This window comes from Arthrobacter sp. UYEF3, assembly GCF_040546245.1.
GTDB lineage: Bacteria > Actinomycetota > Actinomycetes > Actinomycetales > Micrococcaceae > Arthrobacter.
Map to the genome: position 1 here is coordinate 1 of NZ_JBEPNK010000013.1, position 11,350 is coordinate 11,350.

At 67.2% G+C, this 11,350-nt stretch carries 8 protein-coding genes; all 8 read right to left on the bottom strand.

The genetic code is table 11. From position 1 onward, the window contains the following. On the bottom strand, positions 1-155 hold a 155-nt coding region (locus ABIB14_RS10750), incomplete at its 3' end, for a pyruvate kinase (RefSeq protein ID WP_354235952.1). 90 nt (positions 156-245) lie between these two features. Continuing rightward, a complete protein-coding gene (locus ABIB14_RS10755; RefSeq protein WP_354235872.1) occupies positions 246-1,703 on the bottom strand; it encodes a glutamate synthase subunit beta in 1,458 nt (485 codons plus the stop codon). Then, complete coding sequence (gene gltB / locus ABIB14_RS10760) at positions 1,696-6,312, bottom strand: glutamate synthase large subunit (protein WP_354235873.1); 4,617 nt, start codon at positions 6,310-6,312, stop codon at positions 1,696-1,698. Before gltB ends, ABIB14_RS10755 begins: the two co-directional genes overlap by 8 nt. A gap of 263 nt (positions 6,313-6,575) precedes the next feature. Further along, positions 6,576-7,889, bottom strand: coding sequence for a prolipoprotein diacylglyceryl transferase (gene lgt / locus ABIB14_RS10765; protein ID WP_354235874.1), 1,314 nt, complete (start codon positions 7,887-7,889; stop codon positions 6,576-6,578). Positions 7,890-7,892: 3 nt separating this feature from the next. Further along, on the bottom strand, positions 7,893-8,759 hold the full coding sequence (trpA, locus tag ABIB14_RS10770) for a tryptophan synthase subunit alpha (protein ID WP_502909647.1): 867 nt from the start codon (positions 8,757-8,759) through the stop codon (positions 7,893-7,895). Next, positions 8,756-10,117: a tryptophan synthase subunit beta gene (trpB, locus tag ABIB14_RS10775; protein ID WP_354235875.1), complete on the bottom strand. Its 1,362-nt coding sequence runs from the start codon at positions 10,115-10,117 to the stop codon at positions 8,756-8,758. The genes trpA and trpB overlap by 4 nt, the downstream gene beginning before the upstream one ends. Before the next feature lie 92 nt (positions 10,118-10,209). Next, positions 10,210-11,025: an indole-3-glycerol phosphate synthase TrpC gene (trpC, locus tag ABIB14_RS10780; RefSeq protein ID WP_354235876.1), complete on the bottom strand. Its 816-nt coding sequence runs from the start codon at positions 11,023-11,025 to the stop codon at positions 10,210-10,212. 2 nt (positions 11,026-11,027) lie between these two features. Then, complete coding sequence (locus ABIB14_RS10785; protein ID WP_354235877.1) at positions 11,028-11,315, bottom strand: HGxxPAAW family protein; 288 nt, start codon at positions 11,313-11,315, stop codon at positions 11,028-11,030. Between the last annotated feature and the right edge of the window lie 35 nt (positions 11,316-11,350).

The window sequence follows — 11,350 nt, forward strand, 5'->3', positions numbered from 1 at the left end:
TTCCGGACGTTATCGTACGTGGTGTCATGCACGGCGTAATCCCCGTGGCTCATGTTCATCCGGGCAACGTCGACCCCGGCCTCAAGCACCGCGAGAGTGTTCTCGAAGCTCGCGATCGCCGGTCCGAAGGTGGCCACAATTTTAGCGCGTCTCATATACCTACCCTAGTTGTCTCTTGGTCTATTAGAGGTGTCGCGGGGAAGAACGGCCGGTGTCCGGCCGGCCCGGGAAGGGGCCGGACCGGGCTACAGGACGGCGATCGCCCGGTCCGTGGGCGCAACGGGCGCCGGGAGAATGGTGCTGCCCATCAGGAACTTATCCACCGCGGCGGCGCAGGCGCGTCCCTCGGCAATGGCCCAGACAATTAGGGACTGCCCGCGGCCGGCGTCGCCCGCGACAAAGACGCCTTCGGTGCTGGTCATGTAGTAGCCGTCCCGCGCCACGTTCCCGCGGCCGTCGAACCCGGCATTCACCTGTTCGGTGATCCCGGCCGGCTCGGCGCCGGTGAAGCCCAGGGACAGCAGCACGAGGTCCGCCGGGATGATCCGCTCGGTGCCGGCCTGGGGCAGCCGCTTCCCGTCAATAAACTCGGTCTCGGCCACCTTGACGCCGGTCAGTTTGCCGTTCTCGCCGACGAACTCGACAGTGGACGCGAGGTAGGTGCGTTCGCCGCCTTCCTCATGGGCGCTGGCCACCTCGAACAGGGTGGGGAACGTCGGCCACGGCTGGTGCGCGGCCCGCTCGGCGGAAGGCTGCTTGCCGATCGCCAGTGTGGTCACCGACGCCGCCTGGTGGCGGTGCGCGGTGCCGAGGCAGTCCGCGCCGGTGTCGCCGCCGCCGAGGATGACGACGTGTTTGCCGGCGGCGTTGATCTGGTTTTCCACTGTCTCGCCGGCCACGACACGGTTGGCCGGGACGAGGTAGTCCATCGCAAAGTGCACGCCTTCGAGGTCGCGGCCCGGGATCGGCAGGTCCCGCGGGACGGTGGCGCCGGTGGCGACCACGACGGCGTCGTAGCGGCGGCGCAGCTGCTCCCAGGTGACGTCGGTGCCGACGGCGACGCCGGTCCGGAAGCGGGTGCCTTCGGCCTTCATCTGGTCCAGGCGGCGGTCCACGTGCTCTTTTTCCATCTTAAAGTCGGGGATGCCGTACCGGAGGAGGCCGCCGATCTTGTCATCGCGCTCATAGACGGCCACGGTGTGGCCCACCCGGGTCAGCTGCTGGGCGACGGCGAGGCCGGCAGGGCCGGAGCCGACGACGGCGACGGTCTTGCCGGAGAGTCGAGCCGGCGGCAGCGGGTTGACCCAGCCGTTCTCGAAGGCCTGATCCACGATGGAGACCTCGACCTGCTTGATGGTCACGGCAGGCTGGTTGATGCCCAGCACGCAGGACGCCTCGCAGGGGGCCGGGCAGAGCCGGCCGGTAAATTCCGGGAAGTTGTTGGTGGCGTGCAGCCGCTCGATCGCTTCCTCGCCCTTGTCCCGCCAAATGAGGTCGTTCCACTCCGGGATGAGGTTGCCCAGCGGGCAGCCCTGGTGGCAGAACGGGACGCCGCAGTCCATGCACCGGCCGGCCTGGCTCTTCAGGACGCCCTTTTCCTGGGCCTCGTACACTTCCTTCCAGTCCATGATGCGGACCGGGACGGGACGACGCGGCTGCGTTTCACGCTGGCGTACTTTCAAAAATCCGCGTGGATCAGCCACCGGTCACCTCCAGGATTCGAGACCATACTTCTTCGCCGTCGGGGTCAAGGCCCTCTTCGATGGCGTCGAGTCGGGTTTGCAGGACGGCCGCGTAGTCACGCGGCAGGACTTTGGTAATGCGGGCCGCGGTGTCATCGAAGTCCTCGAGGAGCCGGGCCGCGAGCTGCGACTCGGTTTCTTCGAGGTGCTTGGCCAGGAGGCCGTGGACAATCTCGCGGTCCTCGGCGTCGAGTTCACGCAATTGCAGCTCGCCGGCGTCGAGGGCCTGCTTGTTAACCCGTTCGGTCCGCAGGTCCAGGACATACGCCGTGCCGCCGGACATGCCGGCGCCGAAGTTACGGCCGGTGCGCCCGATGATGAGAACCTGACCGCCTGTCATGTACTCGCAGCCGTGGTCCCCGATGCCCTCGACCACCGCGGTGGCACCGGAGTTACGCACCATGAAGCGTTCCCCCACCTGGCCGCGGAGGTACAGCTCGCCGCTGGTGGCGCCGTAGCCGATCACGTTGCCCGCGATCACGTTCCGTTCCGCCGCGAAGACGTTGGTCCGGTCGGGGCGGACGATGATGCGTCCGCCGGAGAGCCCCTTGCCGACATAGTCGTTGGAGTCACCGTACATCCGCAGCGTGATCCCGGCCGGCAGGAACGCGCCGAGCGACTGGCCGGCGGTGCCGGTCAGGGTGATGTCGATCGTGTCCGTGGCCAGCAGGTCGGTGCTGAAGGTCTTGGTCACCACGTGGCCGAGCATGGTGCCCACCGAGCGGTCCGTGTTGATCACGTTGACGGCGATCTTCACCGGGGTGCGGTCGCTGAGGGCCTCGGCGGCCATCGTGATCAGCCGCTGGTCGAAGTGCTTGTCCAGTTCGTGGTTCTGGCCGGTGAGGTTCCGCAGCGGGACGTCGTCGTCGAATTCGAGGCCGTGCAGGATCGGATCCAGGTCCAGCCCTTCGGCCTTCCAGTGATTGATCGCCCCGCGGGTGTCGAGCATCTCGGCGTGGCCGATCGCTTCCTCCAGGGTCCGGAAGCCGAGTTCCGCAAGGATTTCGCGGACCTCCTCGGCCAGGAATTCGAAGAAGTTGACGACGAACTCGGGCTTGCCGCTGAAACGTGAGCGCAACTCGGGGTTCTGCGTTGCGACGCCCACCGGGCAGGTGTCCAGGTGGCAGACGCGCATCATGATGCAGCCGGAGACCACCAGCGGCGCGGTGGCGAAACCGAACTCCTCACCGCCCAGCAACGCGGCGATCACGACGTCGCGACCGGTCTTGAGCTGACCGTCCACCTGCACCACCACGCGGTCGCGCAGGCCGTTAAGCATAAGGGTCTGCTGGGTCTCGGCGAGGCCGAGTTCCCACGGCACACCGGCGTGCTTGAGCGAGTTCAGCGGCGAGGCGCCGGTGCCGCCGTCGTGGCCGGATACGAGCACGACGTCGGCCTTGGCCTTCGTGACGCCGGCGGCGACCGTGCCGATCCCGACCTCGGAGACGAGCTTGACGTGCACTCGGGCCGAGGGGTTGGCACGCTTCGCGTCGTAGATCAGCTGCGCGAGGTCCTCGATCGAGTAGATGTCGTGGTGCGGCGGCGGCGAGATGAGTCCGACGCCGGGCGTGGAGTGCCGGGTCCGGGCCACCCAGGGGTAGACCTTCTGGGCCATCAGCTGGCCGCCTTCGCCGGGCTTGGCACCCTGCGCCATCTTGATCTGGATGTCATCCGCGTTGGACAGGTACAGGCTCGTGACGCCGAAACGTCCGGAGGCGATCTGTTTGACCGCGGACCGCCGGGTGGGATCGAGCAGGCGGTCCACGTCCTCGCCGCCTTCACCGGTGTTGGACTTGCCACCGAGCCGGTTCATGGCGATCGCGAGGGTCTCGTGGGCCTCCTGCGATATCGAGCCGTAGCTCATGGCACCGGTCGAGAAACGCTTGACGACGCTCGAGACGGGCTCCACTTCCTCGAGCGGGACCGCGGGGCGGATGCCGTCCTTGAACTTGAGCAGCCCGCGCAGCGTCATCAGGTTCTCGGACTGGTCATCCACGCCGCGGGTGTAGGCCTTGAAAATGTCGTAACGGCGTTCCCGCGTGGCGTGCTGCAGCCGGAACACGGTCTCCGGGTTGAACAGGTGCGGCTCGCCGTCGCGACGCCACTGGTACTCGCCGCCGCCCAGCAGGGGCTGGTGCGGAACTTCGATGCCATTCTCCGGGTACGCCATCCGGTGCCGCGCCGCGACCTCCGCGGCGACGACGTCAAGGCCGACGCCGCCGAGCTGGGAGTTGGTGCCGGCGAAGTACTCGTCCACCAGCTCCTGGCCCAGGCCGAGCGCTTCGAAGGTCTGGGCGCCGGTGTAGGAAGCGACAGTGGAAATGCCCATCTTGGACATGATCTTCAGGACGCCCTTGCCGAGGCCCTTGATCAGGTTGTAGACACCGTCCTGCGCGGTGACGCCGACGACGTCTCCGGCGGCGATGAGCTGCTCGACGGATTCCATTGCCAGATAGGGGTTCACGGCCGAGGCGCCGTAGCCGATCAGGACGGCCACATGATGGGTTTCGCGGACGTCGCCGGCCTCGACCACGAGCGCCGTCTTGGTGCGGTTGGCGCTGCGCAGCAGGTGATGGTGCACGGCGCTGACCAACAGCAGGGACGGGATCGGAGCCCACTGGGCATTTGAGTCACGGTCCGAGAGCACGACGTACTGGACGCCGCGGTTAATGGCGCCGGAGACCTGCTCGCAGATTTCGGTGAGCCGCGCACGCAGCGCATTTTCGCCGCCCTCGGGCCGGTAGAGTCCGCGGACCTTCATGGCGACCCTGTCGCCGTCTGCGTTCTCGATGTTCGCGATCTTGGCGAGCTGGTCGTTATTGATGACGGGGAACGGCAGCGATACCTGCGGCTGGCGGACCTGTTTGGTGTCCAGCAGGTTGCCGTTGGGGCCGATGGCGCAGGTCAGGGACGTGACGAGCTCTTCCCGGATGGCATCCAGCGGCGGGTTGGTCACCTGTGCGAAGGACTGCACGAAGTAGTCAAAAAGCAGCCGGGGGCGCTTGGAGAGCACGGCCACCGGGGTGTCGGATCCCATGGCGCCGAGCGGTTCGGCACCGGTGCGGGCCATCGGGCCGAGCAGGATTTTGAGTTCCTCGGTGGTGTAGCCGAAGGTGCGCTGGCGGATGTTGACCGAGGCCGCGGTGTGCACGACGTGCTCACGCTCGGGCAGGTCCTTGAGATCGATCAGGTTGTCCTTGACCCATTCAGCCCAGGGGTTGGCTGCCGCCACCTCGGCCTTGACCTCGGCGTCGTCGATGATCCGGCCCGATGCGGTGTCCACGAGGAACATCTTGCCGGGCGACACCCGGCCCTTTTTGACCACCTTGGAGGGTTCGACGTCGATCACGCCGACCTCGGAGGCGAAGATGACAAGGCCGTCCTCGGTGATCCAGTACCGGCCCGGGCGCAGGCCGTTGCGGTCCAGGGTGGCACCGACCAGGTTGCCGTCGGTGAAGGACACGGCGGCGGGGCCGTCCCACGGTTCCATGAGCATCGAGTGGTATTCGTAGAACGCGCGGCGGGCCGGATCCATGGTGGCGTGGTTTTCCCAGGCCTCGGGGATCATCATCATGATCGAGTGCGTGATCGGACGGCCTGAGAGCCAGAGCAGTTCGGCAACCTCATCGAAGGACGCCGAGTCCGAGGCGCCCGGGGTGCAGATCGGGTATAGCTCTTCCGGCGAGCCTCCCAGCAGCGGGTTGGCCAGCTGGGACTGGCGGGCCCGCATCCAGTTGCGGTTGCCCTTGACGGTGTTGATTTCGCCGTTGTGGGCGATGGTCCGGAAGGGCTGGGCCAGCGGCCAGGACGGGAAGGTGTTGGTGGAGAAGCGCGAATGGACGATCGCGAGCTTGGTCTTGAACCTTGTGTCCGAGAGATCCGGGTAGAACGGCTCGAGCTGTGCGGTGGTCAGCATGCCCTTGTAGACGATGGTCCGGGAGGACAGCGAGGGGAAGTACACGCCGAACTTGTTCTGGGCGCGTTTGCGGATCCGCCAGGCGCGGGAGTCAAGTTCGTTGTGCGTGAGTGCTTCACCGGTGCTGGAAGCAAAGAACGGCTGGGCGAAGTACGGCATGCAGGCCCGGGCCATGGAGCCGACGAGGTCGGCCACAATCGGGACTTCGCGCCAGCCGAGGACGGTGAGCCCCTCGTCGGCGGCGAGGCTCTCGATGCCTGCCTTGGCAGCGTCGGATTCACGCTGTTCGGCCGGCAGGAACGCGGTACCCACGACGTACCGGCCGGGGGCGGGGAGTTCGAAGTCGGCGACGGCGCGGAAGAACTCGTCCGGCACCTGCATCAGCAGCCCGGCGCCGTCGCCGGTTCCCTCATCGGCACCGACGGCACCGCGGTGCTCGAGGTTGCGGAGGGCGGTAAGCGCGGCTGCCACAATGTCGTAGCCGGGCTCGCCGCGCAGCGTGGCGATAATGGCCAGGCCGCAGGCGTCCTTCTCGTGTTCCGGGTGGTAGAGTCCGGCGGCTTCGGGCAGGGCCGCGAAACGCTTGAACGGTGACATGGCCGTGCCGGGCTGCTCCGGACCGGACCAACTGGGGCTGTGCAGGGTTTGGGTCATGGGAGACGTCCTTCCTCCTGATCGTGCGTATGGGAGGGACAACATTGGCCCGAATCGGTGCGCCGGCGTAACGGGCGCAACAACGTGAATTTCCTACTCGAATTGTAGGCCAGCGACGCTCTCTGTACGAACAGTTACGCTGGCCGCCGGCCCTGGTTTGCATCGCGATCAGCTATCTGCCTGCGCTGCATTCCTATTCGCCACGACGCTGTGGATCCGGGCCCGGCAGGCGGTCGCCGTGCAGCCCGGTAGCCGGTGCTGAGCTACTTGGTGCTCTCAGCCTCCGGCGCGGTTTCGGTCGCCCGGCGGCCGGAAACTCCGGCAGCCGTTTCACCGGTGGCGGCCTTGGTTCCGCCGGCCGATTCCCCGGCCGCCAGAGCCGGGGCCGCGTCGGCAGAGGCCGTTCCAGGCCTTTCCGCTTCGGACAAGTCTTTTTCCGACGAGTCCATAGCCCGGCGCGGACCGCCTTGGTTATCCGGGAGATTATCACGGGATTCAGTATCCGAGACAGAAGAGTCCGCATGATGGACGGCCTTCGCGCCGGCTGCCGCGCCGTCGTGGTCGACTGCGGCGTCGTCCGCGTCGGCATCACCCTCCGACTTCATGGCACCATCGTCGGCATTTTCGACGAGGGCGTCCCCGCCCGCGCCGTCGCCGTCCTCCACGGCGACAGCCGGCTCGCGTCCCGGCAGGTACGGGGTGTCCGGCGCTTCACGTTTGCGCAGGCCCAGGGCGACGAAGACCACCAGTGCGGCGAGCAGTACGAAGATACTGGTCCAGACATTCAGCCGGGTGGTGATGCCGAAGAGGTTGATCTGCTCGGCATCGTCGATCCGCATGGCCTCAATCCAGACGCGGCCCAGCGTGTAGTAGATGGCGTAGAGCCAGAACAGCCGGCCACGGCGGAAGGAGAACTTCCGGTCCAGAGCCAGCAATACCACCACCCCGACGAGGTTCCACAGAGATTCGTAAAGGAAGGTCGGGTGGAACAGCGTGTCGGCGGGCAGGCCGGCCGGGAAGTTGGGGCTGCCGGCGTCGATCTGCAGGCCCCACGGCAGGGTGGTGGGGCCGCCGAAAAGTTCCTGGTTAAAATAATTTCCCCAACGGCCGATCGCCTGCGCCAGCAGCAGGCCCGGGGCCGCGGCATCCACAAAGGCGCTGAGCTTGACGCCTGCCCGCCGGCAGCCGATCCAGGCACCGACGACGCCCAGCACCACGGCACCCCAGATCCCCAGGCCACCGCGTTGGATCTGCGGGATCAGGGACAGGTCTCCGGTGCCGTCGAAGCCGGGACCGAAGTAGGCGTCCGGCGACGACACCACGTGGTAGAGCCGACCGCCGATGATGCCGAACGGGATCGCCCAGATGGCGATGTCCCAGATGCTGCCCTCAGGGGCGCCGCGGCGGGCCCACCGCACGGACGTAAGCCAGAGGCCGACAATGATGCCGGCCAGGATGCACAGCGCGTAGGCGTGGATGCGCAGGGACCCCCAGGGCAGCGGGATATCGAAACCGGACCAGCCCGGGCTCGGAATGCTCGCGGAAACCATCGCCGCCGCGTGAAGGACTGACTGCATTGGTTACGCTTCTTTCTGGCTGAGACCGGTGCTGAGCTCTTTCGTCAAGGACGCTACGGCATCCACACCGCCCTCACCGATCGCCGCGACGAGGGCGGTGCCGACAATTACCCCGTCGGCGTAGGCGGCGATTTCGCGGACGTGCCCCGCGTTGGAGACACCCAAACCGACGCAGACTCGTTCGGCGCCGGCGGCGCGGGCCGCGGCGACGACGTCCTTTGCGGCGGTGCTGACCGAGGCGCGCGCCCCGGTGACGCCCATGATGGAGACGGCGTAGACGAAGCCGCGGCTCGCATCCACGGTGCGTTTCATCCGCTCGGGGGTGGAGGACGGTGCCACGAGGAACACCCGGTCCAGGCCGTACTTGTCCGAGGCGGCCATCCATTGCGCCGCCTCGTCCGGAATCAGGTCCGGGGTGATGAGTCCTGCTCCCCCGGCGTCGGCCAGCCGGCGGGAAAACTCGTCCACGCCCATCCGGAGCACGGGGTTCCAGTAGGTCATGACCAGGACGGCGGCCTCGGTCCTGCTCGTGATGCCGCGCACGACGTCGAAGACCTGCCCGACGTGGAAGCCCTTGGCGAGCGCCTCGGTGGTGGCGGCCTGGATGACCTGACCGTCCATCACCGGGTCCGAATAGGGGATGCCGATCTCGATCAGGTCGGCGCCGTTTTCGGCCAGGGCGATGCCGGCGGCGATGGTGTCTTCGACGCTCGGGTACCCGGCGGGCAGGTAGCCGATGAGGGCTGCACGGCCCTGGGCCCTGGCCCGGTCGATGGCGGCCGCCGACTTGCTCGCATGCGGCGTCGTGCCTGCCGTACGTTCGGCGGCAACTTCGGTGCTTCCTTGGGCGCTGATGTCGTCGTTGCTCACAGCTGCTCCCCCTCCTGGGCGATCTCGGCTTCGGGTGAATCCTGGTCCAGCAGGTTGAACCATTCCGCTGCGGTGGCCACGTCCTTGTCACCGCGGCCGGAGAGGTTCACAAGCACAATCTTGTCCGAGACGGCACCGGCCGCATCGCTGCCTGCGCCGGCGAGCCGCTGTCCGACCTTGATGGCGCCGGCGAGGGCGTGCGCGGACTCGATGGCCGGAATGATGCCCTCGGTGCGGCACAGGATCCGGAAGGCCTCCATAGCCTCGCTGTCCGTGATGGGCTCGTAGCGGACCCGGCCAATGTCGGCAAGGTAGGAATGTTCAGGTCCGACACCCGGATAGTCCAGGCCGGCCGAGATCGAGTGCGACTCGATAGTCTGCCCGTCGTCGTCCTGCATGAGATAGGAACGGGCGCCATGCAGCACGCCGGGCTTGCCCAGGGTAATGGTAGCCGCGTGACGGCCGGTTTCGACGCCGTCGCCGCCGGCTTCGAAGCCGTAAATTTTCACCGAGGGGTCATCCAGGAAGCCGTGGAAGATGCCGATGGCGTTGGAGCCGCCGCCGATGCAGGCGCAGACGGCGTCCGGCAGCCGGCCGGTCTGCGCCAGGATCTGGGCGCGCGCCTCTTCACCAATGACCTCGTGGAAGTAACGGACCATGGCCGGGAACGGGTGCGCTCCGGCGGCCGTGCCCAGCAGGTAGTGGGTGTTGTCGACGTTGGCCACCCAGTCGCGGAGCGCCTCGTTGATCGCGTCCTTAAGCGTCTGGGAGCCGCTGGTGACAGGGATGACCGTGGCTCCGAGGAGCTCCATCCGGGCCACGTTCAGGGACTGCCGGCGGCAGTCCTCGGCGCCCATGTAGACCACGCATTCCAGGCCCAGCAAGGCGGCGGCGGTGGCGCTGGCCACGCCGTGCTGGCCGGCTCCGGTCTCGGCAATCACGCGGGTCTTGCCCATGCGCTTGGCGAGCAGCGCCTGGCCGAGCACGTTGTTGATCTTGTGCGAGCCCGTGTGGTTCAGGTCTTCGCGCTTGAGGAAGACCCGCACTCCCCCGGCGTGCTCGGCGAAGCGCTTGGCCTCGGTCAGCAGCGAGGGACGGCCGGAGTAGTTCTTGTTCAGCTCGGCGATCTGCGCGGTAAATTCCGGGTCCGCCTTCGCCTTCTCGAAGGTGTCCTCGAGCTCGTCCAGCGCGGCGATGAGGGACTCGGGCATCCAGCGTCCACCGTAGGAGCCGAAGTACGGTCCGGGGGCGTGCCGCAGGGAAGGTGACCCCTGCGGCCTGTCCTCGTTCGGTCGGGCGCCGTCTAAGAACGCGTCCACGGGGCTTTCGTCTGAGCCGGCTGCTGGCGCATCGACCATCAGTCTCACCATCCTGTTCCACTGCTAACTAGATCTTCGGTGCCGCACGGAAGCACCGCGGCGTCCGGCCGGCTGCCCGGCGCGAACGCCGGTCAGGAACGTGCGGCGATTTCTTCGGCGCCGGCGGCGGTGAATTCGGCGATCCGCTCACGCGGAGTCGCATCGCTGACCAGCGCCTCGCCCACCAGGACAGCATTGGCGCCGCTGGCCGCGTAGTGCCGGACGTCATCGACGCCGCGTACACCGGATTCGCCCACCACGAGCGCGCCGGCCGGGATGCCGGCGGCGAGGTCCGCGAAAACGGAGCGGTCGACATCGAGGGTCTTGAGGTTGCGGACGTTGACGCCAATGATTTTGGCATCGGCGGCCACCGCGCGTTCGATTTCGCCGGCCGTGTGGGTCTCCACGAGTACATTCATGCCCAGGTCGCGGCTGAGCGCGCTGTATTCGCGCAGCTGCGCGTCGGAGAGGGAGGCGACGATCAGCAGGATCAGGTCGGCGCCGTGGGCACGGGCCTCCCAGATCTGGTACTCGTCGATCATGAAGTCCTTGCGGAGCAGCGGGACGTCCACCGCGGCCCGGACCGCGTCCAGGTCGGCGAGCGAGCCGTTGAAGCGGCGCTGTTCGGTGAGGACGCTGATCACTGCCGCGCCGCCGTCGGCGTACTGCACGGCCAGTGAAGCCGGGTCCGCGATGCTCGCGAGGTCGCCCTTGGAGGGGCTGCGCCGCTTGATTTCGGCGATAACCTGGAGCCGGTCACGGGCGGACGGGCCTCCCAGCGCAGCCCAGGCGTCCCGCGCCGGGGCTGCCGCCGCGGCGTGCTCCTTCAATTCTGCGAGCGTGACCAGGCGCTGCCGGGCCGCCATATCCTCCCTGACACCGGCATTGAGGTCATCAAGAACAGTCATGCTTAGTGGCCGGTGTTCTTCAGCTTGCTGCCGCCCACGCCGTACCCGGCTTTACGCATGGCGAAGCCCACCACAAGGCCGAGCAGCATGATCACAACTCCGGCGATGAAGATCGGGGTGTTGGCGATGACGAAGGCAATGGCGGCGATGAGCGCGCCGATCAACATGACGGCTACGGTCGTCCAGGCCGCCGGGCTGTTGCCGTGGCCGGTCGGCTCGCGGTGGTCGACGCCGTCGTAAATGCCGGTGCCGGCAGCAGGCTGGGGTGCGGAAACAGGGGCTTTGCTCATGGAAATCTCCTCAGGATCAATACTGCTTACATTCT